Annotated in this window: 16 protein-coding genes; 10 read left to right on the top strand and 6 right to left on the bottom strand. The window is 66.7% G+C overall.

Features of this window, described 5'->3' with window-relative positions; translation table 11 throughout:
* Window positions 1-137: 137 nt before the first annotated feature.
* On the top strand, window positions 138-1,310 hold the full coding sequence (locus RSO01_RS28485; protein ID WP_170303417.1) for an ABC transporter substrate-binding protein: 1,173 nt from the start codon (window positions 138-140) through the stop codon (window positions 1,308-1,310).
* A gap of 65 nt (window positions 1,311-1,375) precedes the next feature.
* Here the strand turns inward: RSO01_RS28485 and RSO01_RS28490 are convergent, their stop codons facing one another.
* Window positions 1,376-1,735, bottom strand: a complete 360-nt coding sequence (locus RSO01_RS28490) for a hypothetical protein (protein WP_147153892.1) — start codon at window positions 1,733-1,735, stop codon at window positions 1,376-1,378.
* 63 nt (window positions 1,736-1,798) lie between these two features.
* Here RSO01_RS28490 and RSO01_RS28495 point away from each other — a divergent pair, with 63 nt between their 5' ends.
* Together RSO01_RS28495 and RSO01_RS28500 are read left to right on the top strand one after the other, a co-directional pair.
* On the top strand, window positions 1,799-2,587 hold the full coding sequence (locus RSO01_RS28495) for an SDR family oxidoreductase (protein ID WP_147153894.1): 789 nt from the start codon (window positions 1,799-1,801) through the stop codon (window positions 2,585-2,587).
* Window positions 2,574-3,332: an SDR family oxidoreductase gene (locus tag RSO01_RS28500; RefSeq protein ID WP_147153896.1), complete on the top strand. Its 759-nt coding sequence runs from the start codon at window positions 2,574-2,576 to the stop codon at window positions 3,330-3,332. Before RSO01_RS28495 ends, RSO01_RS28500 begins: the two co-directional genes overlap by 14 nt.
* Before the next feature lie 42 nt (window positions 3,333-3,374).
* On the opposite strand, the gene RSO01_RS28505 is transcribed toward RSO01_RS28500, so the two are convergent.
* Entirely contained in the window at window positions 3,375-4,256 is an 882-nt protein-coding gene (locus tag RSO01_RS28505; RefSeq protein WP_147153898.1) for an alpha/beta fold hydrolase, read from the bottom strand.
* Between the two features lie 70 nt (window positions 4,257-4,326).
* Between RSO01_RS28505 and RSO01_RS28510 the strand changes: the two genes are divergently transcribed.
* Entirely contained in the window at window positions 4,327-5,067 is a 741-nt protein-coding gene (locus RSO01_RS28510; protein ID WP_147153900.1) for a 2OG-Fe dioxygenase family protein, read from the top strand.
* A gap of 48 nt (window positions 5,068-5,115) precedes the next feature.
* Here the strand turns inward: RSO01_RS28510 and RSO01_RS28515 are convergent, their stop codons facing one another.
* The 3 genes from RSO01_RS28515 to RSO01_RS28525 all read right to left on the bottom strand — a co-directional run bounded on the left by RSO01_RS28515 (window position 5,116) and on the right by RSO01_RS28525 (window position 7,501).
* Window positions 5,116-5,886, bottom strand: coding sequence for an SDR family NAD(P)-dependent oxidoreductase (locus RSO01_RS28515; protein WP_147153902.1), 771 nt, complete (start codon window positions 5,884-5,886; stop codon window positions 5,116-5,118).
* A 174-nt stretch (window positions 5,887-6,060) separates the two neighbouring features.
* The gene (locus tag RSO01_RS28520; RefSeq protein WP_147153904.1) at window positions 6,061-6,612 is read right to left on the bottom strand and encodes a hypothetical protein; all 552 of its coding nucleotides are present in this window, start codon (window positions 6,610-6,612) and stop codon (window positions 6,061-6,063) included.
* A gap of 67 nt (window positions 6,613-6,679) precedes the next feature.
* Window positions 6,680-7,501, bottom strand: a complete 822-nt coding sequence (locus RSO01_RS28525) for an alpha/beta hydrolase family protein (protein WP_147153906.1) — start codon at window positions 7,499-7,501, stop codon at window positions 6,680-6,682.
* A gap of 256 nt (window positions 7,502-7,757) precedes the next feature.
* Here RSO01_RS28525 and RSO01_RS28530 point away from each other — a divergent pair, with 256 nt between their 5' ends.
* The 3 genes from RSO01_RS28530 to RSO01_RS28540 all read left to right on the top strand — a co-directional run bounded on the left by RSO01_RS28530 (window position 7,758) and on the right by RSO01_RS28540 (window position 11,940).
* Window positions 7,758-8,276: an RNA polymerase sigma factor gene (locus RSO01_RS28530; RefSeq protein ID WP_147153908.1), complete on the top strand. Its 519-nt coding sequence runs from the start codon at window positions 7,758-7,760 to the stop codon at window positions 8,274-8,276.
* A 109-nt stretch (window positions 8,277-8,385) separates the two neighbouring features.
* Entirely contained in the window at window positions 8,386-9,282 is an 897-nt protein-coding gene (locus RSO01_RS28535) for a FecR family protein (RefSeq protein ID WP_170303419.1), read from the top strand.
* Window positions 9,283-9,513: 231 nt separating this feature from the next.
* On the top strand, window positions 9,514-11,940 hold the full coding sequence (locus RSO01_RS28540; protein ID WP_147153917.1) for a TonB-dependent receptor: 2,427 nt from the start codon (window positions 9,514-9,516) through the stop codon (window positions 11,938-11,940).
* A gap of 124 nt (window positions 11,941-12,064) precedes the next feature.
* On the opposite strand, the gene RSO01_RS28545 is transcribed toward RSO01_RS28540, so the two are convergent.
* A complete protein-coding gene (locus tag RSO01_RS28545) occupies window positions 12,065-13,327 on the bottom strand; it encodes an Hsp70 family protein (RefSeq protein WP_147153919.1) in 1,263 nt (420 codons plus the stop codon).
* Between the two features lie 265 nt (window positions 13,328-13,592).
* Here RSO01_RS28545 and RSO01_RS28550 point away from each other — a divergent pair, with 265 nt between their 5' ends.
* From RSO01_RS28550 to RSO01_RS28560, 3 genes are all read left to right on the top strand, one after another.
* Complete coding sequence (locus RSO01_RS28550) at window positions 13,593-13,856, top strand: hypothetical protein (RefSeq protein ID WP_147153921.1); 264 nt, start codon at window positions 13,593-13,595, stop codon at window positions 13,854-13,856.
* A 127-nt stretch (window positions 13,857-13,983) separates the two neighbouring features.
* Window positions 13,984-15,066, top strand: coding sequence for an isopenicillin N synthase family dioxygenase (locus RSO01_RS28555; RefSeq protein ID WP_147153923.1), 1,083 nt, complete (start codon window positions 13,984-13,986; stop codon window positions 15,064-15,066).
* Window positions 15,067-15,199: 133 nt separating this feature from the next.
* Window positions 15,200-16,759, top strand: coding sequence for an ABC transporter substrate-binding protein (locus RSO01_RS28560; protein WP_246158886.1), 1,560 nt, complete (start codon window positions 15,200-15,202; stop codon window positions 16,757-16,759).
* The last annotated feature ends 29 nt before the right edge of the window (window positions 16,760-16,788 follow it).

Genomic DNA, 16,788 nt, shown 5'->3' on the forward strand with positions numbered 1-16,788 from the left:
GCAAAAGAGAAGCCCGGGCGGGCAACCGCCCGGGTTTTTCTTTGCCCACGATGTATGCCGAAGCAGTGCGACACGGTATAGTGGTGCCAAAGGCGGCTTACAAAAACAGATGCCGCTATCCCACGGGAGGGAATGCGATGAGCAAGTGGACTATCGTCAAGACAATGGCGGTCGCGACGGCGGCTGTGTCGCTGGCCGGCGCGGCCTCGGCCCAGACGCGCGGCGTCACGGCGAGCGAAGTGACCTTCGGCATGCACACCGACCTGTCGGGCGTCGCCGCGACCTACGGCGTGTCGTCGTCGAACGGCGTCAAGATGCGCTTCGACGAGATCAACGATGCGGGCGGCATCAACGGCCGCAAGCTCAAGGTCATCATCGAGGATCAGGGCTACCAGGTGCCCAAGGCGGTGCAGGCCTGCAATAAGCTGATCAACCGCGACAAGGTCTTCGCCTTCGTGGCCCCGCTCGGCACGCCGATGAACAACGCATGCTTCAAGGACCAGTTCGCGGTGGGTGTGCCCAACCTCTTCCCCTTGTCGGCCGCGCGCTCGATGTACGAGCCCTATGAGCGGCTGAAGTTCTACGGTGCCGCCTCCTACGTCGACCAGGTGCGCTCGGGCATCGATTATTTCGTCAAGACGAAGGGCAAGAAGGCGGTCTGCGTGATGTACCAGGACACCGACTTCGGCAAGGAAGTGCTCGAGGGTGCGGAGCTGCAAACCAAGAAGCTCGGCATCAAGATCGCCGAGACGACAGCGCACAAGCCGACCGACCAGGACTTCACCGCGCCCATCACCAAGCTGCGCAGTGCCGGTTGCGACCTGATCGTCATGGGCACCATCGTGCGCGACTCGATCGTTCCCTACACGACGGCGCGCAAGGCGGGCTGGACGGACGTCGACTTCCTCGGTTCGGCCGCCGTTTACGACCTGGTCGTCGGCGCGGCGCAGGGCATGGAGGGCTTCTATGGCATGGGCCTGACCGAGATGCCCTATGTCGACAGCAATGTCGCCTCGGTGAAGAAGTTCGTCGAGGACTACAAGAAGAAGTTCAACGTCGATCCCAACATCGGTGCGGTCTATGGCTACGTCGCCGCCGACCTCGCGGTGCAGGGCGTGAAGAACGCCGGCAAGGACCTGACGCTCGACAGCTTTATCAAGGGCATGGAAGCGATCAAGAACTACAAGGACATCTTCAACGGCCCGCAGGTCTCCTTCGGCCCCAACATCCGCCAGGGCGCCAACTCCTCGTTCCTGGCCGAGGTCAAGAACGGCAAGTGGACACGCGTGACCGAGCCGCTCGGCTTCTAATCATCAGGATGACGACAACGAGAGACCCGGGTGGGCAACCACCCGGGTTTTTCTTTGGACGGCGATCAACCCGTCGGCGGCGGGGGCACCGTGACCCGGTTGTCGCGCAGCTTCTCCTGCAGCACCGGGATGCCGGCGGCGTAGTTGCCGTCCTGGCAGTTGGCGATGGCCACGCGGGCATCGAGATCGGCGGGCTCGCCACCGCGGATGGCGCTGCCAAGGTAGGCGCCGACCGTGCCGACATATGTCGCATAGGTGTTGCCGAGCGTCGTGCAATAGGCCGCCGCCTGCGCCACCGTCAGGCCCGGCGGCGGCACCGCCGGCTGCGAACCTGTTCCCGCCATTCCCCCGCCCTGTCCGGTCTGGGTGCACGCCATGATCGACAGCGCCCCCAGCGCCACGACAAATCCCCCGAGCTTCGCCATGCGATCCTCCATCTGCCGCAAAGGCTACTGCACTTGCAGCCTGATCGCTATGGTGACGTCGACATGAGCGGGGAACTTTCCGGACAGGTAGCGATCGTCACCGGCGGCGCGTCGGGCATCGGCGCAGCATCGGCCGCCTTGCTGGCGGCGGCCGGCGCGGCGGTGGTCGTGGCCGACCTCAACGCCGCCAAAGACGGCATTGGCCGGTTTGTCAGGCACGACGTCACTGCCGAGGAATCCTGGCAGGCCCTGCTGGCCGACGTGCTGGAGCGCGAAGGCCGGCTCGACATCATGATCAACAATGCCGGCATCTCGGGCGGCGCCGGCAGCGTCGAGAGCACCGACGTCGAGACCTGGCAGCGCGTACAGGCGGTCAACGCCGAAGGCGTGTTCCTGGGCTGCAAGTACGCCATCCAGGGCATGAAGCGGACAGGTCCGGACAAGTCGACGTCGAAGGGCTCGATCGTCAACATCTCCTCGGTCGCCGGCCTGCAGGCCGGCGCGGGCTCGATCGCCTACACGGCGAGCAAGGGCGCGGTGCGATTGCTGAGCAAGAGCGTGGCGCTCTATTGCGCCGAGCAGAAGTACGACATCCGCTGCAACGCGGTGCATCCGGGCGGCGTCGACACGCCGATCTTCGATCTGCTGTGGCAGTTCATGGGCCGCGACCAGGGCAAGGCCATGATCGACAAGCGTCACCCGATCGGTCGCATGGCCGAGCCCGGCGAGATCGGTGAGGTCGTGCTGTGGCTCGCCTCCGACCGATCGAGCTTCGTGACCGGCGCGGAGATCGCGGCCGACGGCGGCATCACCACCGGCCTGATGAGGAGGCAGCCCTTTGTCGCGTCTTGAGGGCAAGGTCGTGCTCATAAGCGGCGGCGCCTCGGGCATCGGGGCGGCAACGGCGCGGCTGGTCGTGCGCCAAGGCGGCCAGGCGGTGCTGGCCGACCGCGACGAGGCCAAGGGCCGCGCGCTCGCCGATGAACTCGGTGATGGTGCACTTTTCACGGCTCTCGACGTCGCCGACGAAACCTCCTGGACCAAGGCCGTCGCGGCGACGGTAGAGACGTTTGGCGGCCTGCACGGTCTTCTGAACGCGGCGGGCGTGGGCGTGCGCAACTCGATTGAGGACTGTTCGCTCGCCGAGTTCCGCCGCGTCAACGACATCAACGGCCTGGGCACGTTCTTGGGCTGCAAGGCCGCGATCCCGGCGATGAAACAGGCGGGCGGCGGCTCGATCGTCAACATCTCCTCGGTGCTCGGCCTGCGCGGCGCCTCCTATGCGATGGCCTACTGCGCCAGCAAGGGGGCGGTGCGGCTGCTCACCAAGCACGTGGCGCTGCACTGCGCCCAGATGAAGTACAACATCCGCTGCAATTCGGTGCATCCGGGCTATATCGACACGCCGATGATCGCGCCCCGCCTCGACCAGTCGATCGGCAACATGAGCGGCCGCCAGTGGCTCGAGGAGCTGCATCCGCTGGGGCGCCTCGGCCGCGCCGAAGAGGTCGCCCACATGATCCTGTTCCTGCTGTCGGACGAGAGCTCCTTCTCGACCGGCTCGGAATTCGTCTGCGACGGCGGGCTGACGGCCTGACGGGAGCGCGGACCTCCGGTCCGGAAGAGCATGATTCAAACGTTAACGCATCCCCGTGATCGACGCGCTGACCGCCCTCGGGTCGCGCTTGGGCCAGCGGCCGGCTTCGACCTGGACGATGAAGTCGCCGACCAGGCGGTTGAACTGGTCGGGATCCTCGATGTTGATGGTGTGGCCGCAGTTCGGCATCACCGACAGCGCCGCCGACGGGATCTCGCGCTTCATCAGCACCGAGGGGGCGAGGCAGGGCCAGTCCTCGTCGCCGGTCAGGATCAAGGTCGGGATGGTCATCGCCCGCATCTGATCCAACAGGTCGTAGAGCGAGGGGCGTTGCCCCTGCACGCCGATCTGGGTGTTCGCCGAGCCCAGGGCCGAATGCTCGCCGAGCTCCTTCTTGAACTGGGCGAAGCCGCGCGGGTCCTTGTTCTCGAACTGCACGCGCGTCGGGCCGTAGGCGTACTTCTCGGCGAACTTGGCCATGCCCTCATCCTTGAGGGACTTGGCCACGACCTCGACCTCGGCGCGGAACTTGGCCTGCTGCTCCTTCTCCGCGCCGTAGCCGCAGCCGGCAACGACCAGCGATAGCGCACGTTGGGGATGGCGGAAGCCGAAATGCAGGGTGGCGAAGCCGCCCATCGACAGGCCGACGACATGCGCCTTGTCGATCTTGAGATGGTCCATGACCGCGGCGATGTCGTCGGTGGCGCGGTTCTGGGAGTAGCTCTCGGGGCTCGACGGCACGTCCGACGGCGGATAGCCGCGGGCACCATAAGTGATGCAGCGGTAGCGCTGGCCGAAGTGGCGCATCTGCGGCTCCCACGAGCGGTGGTCGGCCGCGAACTCGTGGACGAACACGATGGGCTGGCCGGCGCCGGTCTCCTCGTACCAGAGCTTCACGCGATCGTCGGTAGTGGCGTATGGCATTGTTTTCTCCGGGTCGGCCCAGACTTTAGATCATATGCCGGTGTTGTAACGGGATGGTAGGTTTGCCGTCATGAGCGAGATCGGAACCGGCCTGCAGAACGCCACGGGCATCCGCGACGGCATCGCCCGCGCGGGCTACGCGTTCGTCGAAGCCTCGGACATGCGCAATGCTCTCGCCCGTTTCGGCACCCTGGCCGACTGGCCGGCCTTCGCCGACAGCTGGAACGATCTCGAGGTCGACACCTACATGGCCGATGGCGGCCGTTACCGCCGCCGCCGCTTCGGCGTCTGGGCCGCCGGCCGCCAGGGGCCGATCCTGCGCGGGCCCCACCAGCCGCACTACCAGACCCTGGACTACAACCATCTGAACGGCGGCATCGAGCGCTGGTTCAAGCCGATCACCGAGGAGATCGGCGACGGCGCCAGCATGCGCACCATCCTGGAATGCTGCCGCGCCCTGTTCAGCCGGCTCGCGCCCGAGACCACGCGCTGGCACGTCGAGGCCCACCAGTTTCGCATCGAGGCGCGCCAGGGCGAGCATGGCAAGCCCACGCCCGAGGGCATGCACCGCGACGGCGTCGACTACGTGCTGGTGCTGCTGGTCAACCGCCGCAACATCCAGAGCGGCACGACCACGGTGCATGACCTCGACAAGCGCACGCTGGGCAGCTTCACGCTGACCGACCCGCTCGACTCCGCCCTGGTCGACGATGCGCGCTGCTATCACGGCGTCACCCCGGTCGAGCCGGAGAATCCGGCGCAGCCGGCATATCGCGACGTGCTGGTGGTGACGTTCAGGAAGACGGCTTAGTGTTCTTGCCGGAGCGCGGACCTGGAGGTCCGCGCTCCGGCAAGACGATTAACCACCAATCGTCACGCCCGCATCGGCGATGATCGTCTGGCCGGTGATGAAGGCGCCGGCCTTGCCGGCCAGCATGACGGCGATGCCGCCGATGTCGTCGGGCTCGCCGATGCGGCGCAGCGGCGCCGTCTCCAGGCGCTTCTCGAGATACTTCGCGTCCTCCCACAGCGCGCGGGCGAAGTCGGTGCGCACCAGGCCGGGCGCGATGGTGTTGACGCGGATATTATGCGGCCCGAGCTCGGCCGCGAGGTTGCGCGCGAGCTGCATGTCGGCCGCCTTGGAGATGCAGTAGGCGCCGATCACCGTGCTCGCCCGCACGCCGCCGATCGACGACACGATGATCACCGAGCCGTCCTTCTTGGCCTTCATCTCGGGCGTGCAGAGATTGATCAGCCAGATGTTGGACAGGATGTTGTTCTGCATGATCTTGGTGAAGGCCTCGTCCGGCATCTTGTCGGTCGGCCCGTAATAGGGATTGGTGGCGGCGTTCAGCACCAGCACGTCGACCGGCCCTAGCTGCTTCCCGGTTTCGGCGATCAGGTTCTCGCACTGTGCCTTGTCGGAGATGTTGCAGGGGATGACGATCGCCTCGCCACCCGCCTTGCGGATCTCGGCAGCGGCCTCGTCGCAGGCCGGCTTCTTGCGCGACGACACCACGACCTTGGCGCCCTGCAGAGCGAGATGCATGGCGATCGACTTGCCGATGCCCTTGCTCGAGCCGGTGACGACGGCGACCTTGCCTGTGAGGTCGAAAAGCGGCGATGCCATGAAAACTTCCTCCGTGGATGTCGACTTCCTGTGTCGCATGAAACGCGCTCACCTAAAAACCGGATCATGTTCGCGCCGCGTAGCGATATCGCCGGCCAAGCCGTTGATCCTGCTCCCGGACAGCCGTCCAGGACACCCGATCGCCTGTCCCCTAAACGGGGACGCACGCGACAATCATCCTTCCCGCTCGCGCAAGGCTTCCTGCCGTGCTTGCTCGCCGGCAGCGTCGAGCAAGGCGAGATCGTCGACGTCGTCTTGCCATCCGCCGGTCGCGCCCGTCCGCAGCGCCTGGCGCTCGCGCAGGCGGTCGAACCGGGCCAGCAGGCGCATCAGCATGGCGTCGTTGTGCCGCTCGACCGACGCGATCTGCTTGCCACGATGGAAGACCGGCCGGCGATCGGCACCCAACGCCCGGCGCATGGCCAGGTCCTCCAGGATCTCCAGACGGCCTGCCAGCGCTTCCTCGTAGCGGCGCGCGAAGGCGGGGTTGGCGGCGCGCCAGCGCCGCACCGTTCGCGGCGTCGTGCCCACCTGCGCCGCGGCCTCCGCAACCGAGCCAGAGTTCGCCAGTCGGCGCAGGAAGTAGGTCTGCAGGCGGGCACGTGTCGGCCGATTCGGCGGCCCCGCATCGCCGGGCGAGGTGAGCGGCGCGACTGGGATGACAGGGAGTGTTGCGGATGCGGCGATGCGCCCGGCCTCGGGAGATCGCTTGCGACGGCTGGTCATGAGGGCTCCATGGAATAAAACTGTAGTTAATATACTATAACTACCGTAATTTTCCAAGTCGCATCTCTCATTTCGACTTTTCCGCCAGCACCTGCTCGAAGAACTCGATGACCGGCTGCAGCGCGCTCGGTCCGGCATGGCCGAGCCCCGGCAGCAGGTCGTGCCGCACGGCGATGCCGTGCTTTTCGTAGTTGGCCTTGAGCGTCGCCAGCCGGTCGATGCGCGTGCGGCCGGCATCGTTGGCGCCCTCCATCCAGGCGGCATCGCCGGGCTTGATGGTGATCTCCCAGGTCTCGGTGTCCTCCGCCCCCACCAGCATCTGCACGCGGACGCGGCGCATGGCCTCGAGGTCGACGGCGACGCCGAACTCGGCCTCGAGGTTGCGCGTGCCGACCCACCAGTCGCGCCTGTCGTCGATCAGCGTGACGTTGCCCGGTGCGCCGATCGACACGGCAGCCAAGCGCTGCGGATACAGGGTATAGAAGCGGTGCACGAACTGTCCGCCGCCCGAGAAGCCGAACAGCAACAGGCGACGTGAATCGATACCGTACTTCGTGGTCACCTCGTCGATCATCGAGAGCAGGAGCAGATCGAAGCGCATGTCGTGGAACTTCAGTCGCTTGAAGTTCGACAACTCGCCGGGCTCGATCAGGCCGATGGGAAAGAGCGGCGCGAGCACGATCGAGCCCGTGCGCTCGGCGAGATCGGCGAAGCCATCGCGATAGGCGGTCGCGGTTCGGCCGGTGCCATGGACGGCGACGATCAGCCGGCAGGCCGACCTGTCACGGTCCTTCAGCGATTTCGGGACGTACAGGCAGTAGCTGACGCGCTGGTCGGCCTGGAGGGCGAAGAAGGGCGTGGCGCCCACGTCGTAGTAGCCGAGCGGCATCGGTCAGGTCTCCAAATGGTGAAACGAGGCTATCGCATATCGTCAAAAAGTCTCGTCATCCCGACCGGAGCCGAGTGTAACGAGGCGTAGTGGAGGGACCTGTTTTTGTTGATGCGTCGACAAGACGAGGTCCCTCGACTACGCCGCCCTTCGGGCGGCTCCGCTCGGGATGACGGGAAAATAGACCGCGCTTGCATCTCCCTTCCATCCGGCTCTATAAGCTACAAATGCGAATCATTCGCATTTTAGACAGGCCTTGTTACCGCGCGATTCCGCCCTCACGACCTACATCGAGCATCGCGACCGGCTACTGAACTACGCCAACCGGATCGTGCGCGACCGCGCCAGCGCCGAGGACGTCGTCCAGGAAGCCTGGCTGCGCTTCTCCGCGCGCCGCGCCGAGGATGGCCAGATCGCCCAGCCGCTGGCCTATCTCTATACGATCGTCCGCAACCTCGCCCTCAACTGGAGCCAGCGCGCCGCCAACCACGGCCCGGTCGCGCTGCCTGAGCCCGCAATGGAAAGCGTTGCCGCCGACGAACCCAGCGTCGAGCGCGTCCTGTACTATCGCGACGAGCTGCGCGTGCTGCAGGAAGCCATCGCCGAGCTGCCCGAGCGCACGCAGACCGCGTTCTATCTCCACAAGATCGACGGCTGCACCCTGCAGCAGGTGGCGGACCGGCTGGGCGTGTCGGTCGTGCGGGCTCATCAACTCGTCAAGGAGGCGGGCCTGCATGCGGCGCGGCGGCTGTTCGGCGAGGAGGACGGCGCCTGATCACTATTTGGCGAGCCGACTTAAATGGCGACGGCGCCGCTAGTCTATGACTTGGATGGAACGCTTGAACCCAACTGCTGACGGCGGACGATCTGCCCGGGAGCAGGCCATGGACTGGCTGCTGCGCCTGGAGGCGGCGCCCGACGATGCCGAGCTGAAGGCGGCGTTCGAGGCGTGGCTTGCCCACAGCGAGGCCAATCGCGAGGCGTCGCGGGTGATGGGCCATACTTGGCGCCGCCTGGGCGACGTGGCGCGCCCGACGCCGGTTGTTCGCGTTGCCCGGCCGCGCTGGCGCCGCAGGGTCGCTGCCGCGGCAATGGCGCTGGCGGCGTGCGTGGCCCTCTACTTCTTTCCCGCCCTGCAGATGCGCGTGCTGGCCGACCACATGACCGGCGTGGCCGAGCTGCGCGAGGTGGTGCTGGAGGACGGCAGCGTCGTCCACCTCGATGCCGGCAGCGCGATCGCGGTGAAATACGCCGCGGCCGGGCGCGATGTCGCTCTGCTGGGCGGCCAGGCCTTCTTCGAGGTGAGCTCGCTGCAGGGCCGGCCATTCCGGGTGCGGTCCGGCGACGTGACGGTGACGGTGACCGGGACGGCCTTCAGCGTGCGGTCGTCAGAGCGGGCCGTGTCGGTCGACGTGCAGTCCGGCACGGTCGAGGTGTCCGGCGGCAAGGGAGCACCGACGGTGCTGACGCGCGGCCAACGCGCGGTGGTCGACCGTGCGTCAGGCGGCATCGTGCAGGGCGAGGTCGCGCCGGCAGAAATCGCGTCATGGCGCCGCCGCCGGCTGGTCGTGCACGACGCCACACTCGACGATGTGATCGAGGAGCTGGGGCGTCACCATGCCGGGCTGATCCTGCTGCCCGACCGCACGCTCGGACGCCAGCTGGTGAGCGGCGTGTTCGACCTCACGCGTCCGGTCGAGGCGCTGACGGCGCTGGCCGAGTCGCAAAACGGCAAGCTGACCGAGATCACGCCATACCTGTTGGTGATCTCGGGACGGTAGTCGCCCCACCCCGTCATCCCGACCGGAGCCGAGCGCAGCGAGGTGAAGTGGAGGGACCTGTTTTGTCGATGCATCGTCAAGACGAGGTCCCTCGACTACGCCGCCCTTCGGGTGGCTTCGCTCGGGATGACGGTTTGAGACTTAAATCTCCCGGCTCTCGCTTGTCACGGAGTCGAGGGTCGAGGTTTCCGTGGTCCCGCCGGCACGGAGGAGTGACGGGGGATTCTGCACGTGCCATCGAAGTTCGAACTGCCGGCGATCGCGTTGGCGACAATCGGCGTGTTCATCGCGACCCAGGCCTCGGCGCAGGCGCCGATCGTCGAGCCCGCACCGCTTGAAGCCCAGGCCGGTCGCACCACGACGTTCGACATTCCGGCACAGCCGCTGGCCCAGGCGCTGACCGCCTTCGGCCAGCAGGCCGGCCTGCAGATCGCCGTCAACGCCGCCGCCGTCTCGGGCAAGTCCAGCAGCGCCGTCGCCGGCGCCATGACCGCCGAGCAAGCGTTGCAGCGCCTCCTTGCAGGCACCGGCGTGTCCTACCGCTTCACCTCGCCCAACGCCGTGACGGTCTCGGGCGGCCCCGACAGCAGCAGCGCCGTACAGCTCGATCCGGTGCGCGTGCAGGCGAATACGCCGCCGGCCCAGGCCGAGATCGGCAATCCCCTGCCCGTCTATGCCGGCGGCAACGTCGCGCGCGGCGGCCGCGTCGGCGAGCTCGGCAATCGCGATTACATGGACACGCCGTTCAGCACGACGACCTACACCGAGAAGTACATCGAGCGGAACCAGGCCCGCACCCTGGTCGACGCGGTCAACGACGATCCGACGATCCGGCCGCTCTACGCCCAGGGCGCCTACGACGATCGCATGCAGATCCGCGGCTTCCTGCTCGGCACCGGCGACATGTCGTTCAACGGCCTGTACGGCGTGACGCCGGTCTTCAACGTCGATCTGGCGGGCATCGAGCGCATCGAGGTGTTCCGTGGGCCGTCGGCGATGCTGAGCGGCATGCCGCCCAACGGAGCGATCGGCGGCACCATGAACTTCTCGCCCAAGCGCGCGACTGTGGCGCCGATCACCCAGCTCACGGCGCGCTATGCCAGCAACGGCCAGTTCGGCGGCAACATCGATTTCGGGCGGCGCTTCGGGCCGGACGACAGCGTCGGCCTGCGCCTCAACGCGGCGTTCATGGGCGGCAACACCTCGGTCTCCAACCAGACCGACACGCTGCTCAACCTGACGGCGGGCTTCGACTTCCGCGGCGAGAACACCCGCATCGACGCCGACATCGGCTACACCAACCGCAACATCACGGGCACGCAGGGCGGCACGTTCCTCGGCGCCGGCCTGCAGCTGCCGGCGGCGCCCAATGCGCAGAACAACTACTACCCGTCATGGCTGTTCAAGTTCGTCACCGAAACCTACGGCATGCTGCGCTTCGAGCACGACTTCACGCCTGACATCACGGCCTACGCCAAGGTCGGCGGCCGGCGCACCAACGGCGCGTTCGCGCTCGCCTTTCCGACCATCACCAACAGCTCGGGCGCCATCACCGCCTCGCCCAACAACAACATCAACTTCAACGAAGCGGTCAGCGCCGACACCGGCGTGCGCGTCCGCTTCGCGACCGGTGCGGTGAAGCACGAAGCCGTCGTCAGCGGCCAGATGCTCAGCACCTGGACGGGGTCGGGCACCCGGGCATTGCCGGCCTTCACCTCGAACATCTACGCGCCCGGCCTGCCGCCGGGGCCGAACCTCTACCCGTCGCTGCCGTGGCCACTGCTGACCTCGCAGCAGGTGCTGAAGAGCATCGGCGTCATCGACGCCATGTCGGCCCTCGAGGAGCGCATCCAGCTGATCGGCGGCGTTCGCTGGCAGGCTGCCCAGGTCTCGAACTGGAGCGGCACGACCGGCCAGCCGACGCCGGGCTACGATGCCAATGCCGTGACGCCGTCGGTGAGCATGATCGTGCGGCCGTGGAAGCAGGTGTCGTTCTACGGCAACTTCATCCAGGCGCTCGAGCAGGGCCCGATCGCCGGAGCCGGGCTCGCCAATGCGGGCCAGGTGTTCCCGCCGTTCGTCTCCACCCAGTTCGAGGCCGGCACCAAGCTCGACCTCGGCAACTTCGGCGCCACGCTCAGCGCCTTCCAGATCACGCGGCCGAGCTCGTTCACCAATCCCATCAGCAACTCGCTCGTCGTCGACGGCCAGCAGCGCAACCGCGGCATCGAATTCACCATGTTTGGCGAGCCCCTGCCCGGCCTCAGGCCGATCGGCGGCTTCTCCGTCCTCGAGGCGATCCAGACCAACACGCTGAACGGCACCAACAACGGCAAGTACGCGGTCGGCGTGCCGACCTTCCAGGCCAATGTCGGATTGGACTGGGAGACGCCGTTCGTGAGGGGCCTGGCCGTCGGCGGACGCACCATCTACACCGGCTCGACCTACCTCGATCCGGCCAACCTGCAGCCGGCGCCGGCCTGGACGCGCGTCGACCTCAGCGCCGCCTACACGTTCGAGCGTCCCGACGGCAAGCCGGTGTCGCTGCGCGCGCAGGTGATCAATGTCGGCAACAACAACTACTGGATCACGGCGGGCGGCTACCTGTCGCAGAACCAGCCGCGCACGGTGATGATTTCGCTAAGCTCGGAGTTCTAACCGTCATCCCGAGCGGAGCCGCCCGAAAGGGCGGCGCAGTCAAGGGACCTGTTTTGTCGGCGCATCGACAAAAAAGGTCCCTCCGCTACGCCTCGCTACGCTCGGCTCCGGTCGGGATGACGGTTTAGGCCATCCTCCCCGCCATCTGCGTCAGGCCTGACGCCACCGACAGGAGATCCGAGCCTGAGGCCAGGCGGGCTGCCGGGGCGGCGGCGGCGATCGCGGCGCGGACGGCGGGGACGCGGCTCGAGCCGCCGGTGAGGAAGACGGTGTCGATCGCGGCACCATCGAGGCCGGCCGCGGCGATGCAGTCGCGGGCCGTTCGGTACAGCCGGGCGGTCCTCGTGCGGATCGCCCCTTCGAAACCGGCGCGCGTCGCTTCGGCTAAAAGCTCCTGCTCGATGAAGTCGAGGGCCACTGCCGCCTCGCGCTCGGCGCTGAGCGCGATCTTGGCGTCCTCGACCGCGAAGGCGATACGGTGACCGAGCCGCTTGCCGAGCACCGTCGAGAGCCGCCCGACCTTTTCCGGCTCGCACGCTTCGAGGACCAGCGCCGCGACCTCGCGCTCGTTCTTGTAGGTGTAGGCGAAGTTGATCGTCGGCCAGGTCGCAAGCTCGTGATAGAGCGCGTTCGGCATCGGCAGGTCCTTCTCGACCAGCCGCGTGCCGAGGCCGAGCAGCGGCATCACGACGGCAAGGCTGAGCGCGCTGTCGAAATCGGTGCCGCCGATGCGCACGCCAGCCGTCGACAGGATGTCCTCTGTGCGATCGACGCGCCCGCGCCGCCTAGGCCCGATGCGGATGACCGAGAAGTCGCTGGTGCCGCCGCCGATGTCGGCGATCAACACCAGCTCTTCGCCCTGCACCGTCTGCTCGTAGTGCCAGGCGGCGGCGATCGGCTCGGGGACAAAGACGATGTGCTTGAACCCCGATTCGCGGGCAATCGTCTCGAGCACGGCTTGCGCGCGCGCATCAGCCTGGTCGTCGCCGTCGACGAAGCGCACCGGCCGGCCATGCACGACCGCCGTGATCTCCTGCCCGGCGAAGATCTCCGCCTTCTGCTTCAGATGGCGCACGAAGATGCCGACGACCTCGGTGAGCGGCACCTTGCGGCTGCCGAGACTCGTCTTCTCGTCGATCAATGGCGAGCCCAGGATCGTCTTCAGGGCCCGCATCAGCCGGCCTTCGGTCTGGCCGACATAGGCCGAGATGGCGTCGCTGCCGAAGCGGACGTGGTGCACTTCGTAGTCGAAGAACACCGCGCTCGGCATCAGCGTCCTGTCGTCTTCGAGCGGCGCCAGGGCGACGGCGTCGCCCCGAGCGATGCCGATCGCCGAGTTCGACGTCCCGAAATCCAATCCGCAGGCAATCATCTCGTTCCCCTTCATACGCGCGTTCTTGGCGCGAAGGGGTTCTCATCTATTGAGATATTCGCGACGTTGCCAGACTGTTTCTTTCGGACTAGACTACGTCCCGATAGTGGGATGTCCGCAGCCGGACATCCCTTTTTTGTTGGCCTTTTGGTTTGGCTCAACCTCTCGCGCTGCGGTGCGAGATGACATCGCCAACCCGCCCTGCCACTCTCGCCCTCGGGATGTTGGGGGGCATGCGTCCTATCGGATCTATCGTCGCGGCGCTGAGCGCGATGGCGCCATGAACTGGATCATCGGCACGCTGCTGGTCTTGTTCGCGGTCGCGGGCGGAGGCTTGGCGTGGTGGAAGGGAACGCGCGATCTCGCCAGTCCGCCTGGCCGTTATGACCGTCCGATTGGCGTCGGGCGCCGCGAGTACGAGCGTCAGCTACAGCTGCGCTATCGTCGACGGCGCATCCTGCTCACGGTGGCCGGCATCGTCGGCGGCGCCGTCGGCGGCTTCGCCTTTCTTCTGGTCGCCGCCATCCGGCACTGGTTCCGCTGACGATCGAGGAACGGCGTTACGAAATCCGGAACGTGCCGCCGGTCGTGCAGGTTGCCCATGCGGATGGCGCATTTATTGCTGACTCTGCCGAGCGCATAATGATGCGAACGGACTTCAGGGGACCGAGATGCAGCCGCGGACAAGCGAAGCAACGGCCAGTGTGGCGCCACCAACGCTGATCGGCGGCGAGATCCCGCTGATCGACGTCTCGGGCTTTCTCGCCGGCACGCCGGGGGCTGCCGAGCGTGCTGCCGCCGAGCTGCGTTTCGCCTTCGAGAATGTCGGCTTCTACTACCTCGCCGGCCACGGCGTGCCGCAGGCGCTGATCGACCTGGCCTATGCCGAGGCCGCGCGCTTCCATGCGCTGCCCCTCGACAAGAAGCTCGCGGTCAAGGTCGACGAGCATAACATCGGCTACATGCCGATCGCGCAGAAGCCGCCGCCCAACGCCGCCGCGCAGGGCAAGAAGCCGAGCCAGAACGAGGCCTACTTCCTGCGCCGCGAGAAGGCGCCCGATCACCCCGACGTCGTCGCCAACCGCCGCTTCCACGCCATGAACAAGTGGCCGGACGAGGCCACCATCCCGGGCTTCCGCGCCAACATGCTGGCCTACATGGGCGCGATCGAGGGGCTGTGCCGCAAGCTGGTGCGGCTCTATGCGCTTTCGCTCGACCTGCCGGAGACCTTCTTCGACGCCTGTTTCGCCGAGCCGCACGTCATCCAGCGCATGTCGCGCTATCCCGCCATCGACGGCGCCGACGACACGGTGAACAGCCTGGTGGCGCATACCGATTCGGGGTTCATGACGCTGCTGCCGCCCAACAAGGTGCAGGGCCTGGAGATCAACCTGCCCGACGGCCGCTGGCTGGAGGCGCCCGGCGTGCCCGACGCCTTCGTGGTCAACGGCGGCGACATCCTGCACCGCTGGACCAACGAGCGTTTCCTGTCGACACCGCACCGCGTGCGCAACTTCTCCGGCCAGCTGCGCTACGCCGTGCCGTTCTTCTGCGATCCCAACCACGACACCATCATCGAGTGCGTACCGTCATGCCAGTCGGCGGATGCGCCGGCCAAGTATCCGCCGATCAAGATGGGCGACTACGCCCTGTGGTTCGCCGCCCAGCGCTACGAGCACATGGCCAAGGTGCAGGCGCCCAGCGAAGCCGAGATCGCGCCGGGCGCGCGCGCGACCAGCCGCTGGCAGAGCTGAACTCAAGGAGATAAGCGTGAGAATAATCGGCCTCCTCATGTCGAGGAGCTGCGCGAAGCATCATGTCATCCTGAGCGCAGCGAAGGATCTCATGGCGTGGCAACCGGCGATGAGATCCTTCGCTGCGCTCAGGATGACAGCGATACTGGGGCTACTCGCCCTCCTCATCGCGCCCGCCCACGCCCAGCAGCCCAAGACCATCCGCGCGGTCATGCACTCGGATCTGAAGGTGCTCGATCCGGTCTGGACCACAGCCAACATCGTGCGCAACCACGGCTACATGGTGTGGGACACGCTGTTCGCCATGGACGCCAGCATGCAAGTCCAGCCGCAGATGGTCGATCGCTGGACGCTGAGCGACGACAAGCTCACCTACACCTTCACCCTGCGCGACGGACTGAAATTCCACGACGGCAAGCCGGTCACCGGCGAGGACTGCATCGCCTCGCTGAAGCGCTGGGGCGCGCGCGATTCGACCGGCATCAAGCTCATGACCTTCGTCTCGGGCTTCGAGGCGATCGACGACAAGACCTTCAGGCTGGTACTGAAGGAACCCTACGGGCTGGTACTCGATTCGCTGGGCAAGCCCGGCAGCTCGACGCCGCTCATCATGCCCAAGCGGATCGCCGACACCGATCCCAACAAGCAGATCGACGAGTTCATCGGCTCCGGCCCCTTCATCTTCAAGAAGGACGAGTGGAAGCCCGGCGACCGCACCGTCTACGTGCGCAATCCGGACTACAAGCCGCGCGCCGAGCCGCCCTCCGGCCTGGCCGGCGGCAAGGTCGCCAAGGTCGACCGCGTCGAATGGCTCGCCATCCCCGACCACCAGACGGCGGTGAACGCCCTGCTGGCCGGCGAGATCGACTATATCGAGGCGCCGCCGCACGACCTGAAGTCGCTGCTGCTGGGCGACAAGAACGTCCGACTCGAGGTCTACAACACGATCGGCGCCCAGTACGCCTTCCGCTGGAACACCGTGGTGCCGCCGTTCAACGACGAGCGCGTGCGCCGCGCCGCCATGTATGCCTTCAACCAGCAGGACTTTCTGAAGGGCGTGATCGGCGACGACAAGTACTACCAGGTGTGCAAGGCCATGTTCGTGTGCGGCACGCCGCTGGAGAACGACGCCGGCATGGATGGGCTGCTGCAGTCGAACTTCGCCAAGTCGAAGGAGCTGCTGAAGGAAGCCGGTTACGACGGCACGCCGATCGTCATGTTGCACACCACCGACATCGCCGTGCTCACCAATGCCGGGCCGATCGCCAAGTCACTGCTCGAGCAGGGCGGCTTCAAGGTGCAGATGGTGCCGCTCGACTTCCAGGCGATCGTGGCCCGCCGGCTGCGCAAGACCCTGCCGTCCGACGGCGGCTGGAACGGCTTCATGACGGCCTGGCTCTCGGTCGACATGATGAACCCGCTGACCAACAGCATGCTGACGGCCTCGTGCGACAAGGCCAACTTCGGCTGGCCGTGCGACGCCGAGGTCGAGCGCCTGCGCGACGCCTATGCCCGCGCCCCCGACCTGCCGGCGCGCCAGAAGATCGCCGCCGAGCTGCAAGCGCGCGCCGTGCAGTACGGCACGCACATCCATCTCGGCCAGTACACGCTGCCCACCGCAACCCGCGCCGACCGGCTGAGCGGCATGGTGGCGAGCCCGATCCCGGTGTTCTGGAACATCGAGAAGAAGTGACCCTCGCTGCCGCGTTTCTCCGCTGCCGC

Origin of the sequence: Reyranella soli (genome assembly GCF_007992495.1) — a bacterium.
Lineage (GTDB): Bacteria > Pseudomonadota > Alphaproteobacteria > Reyranellales > Reyranellaceae > Reyranella > Reyranella soli.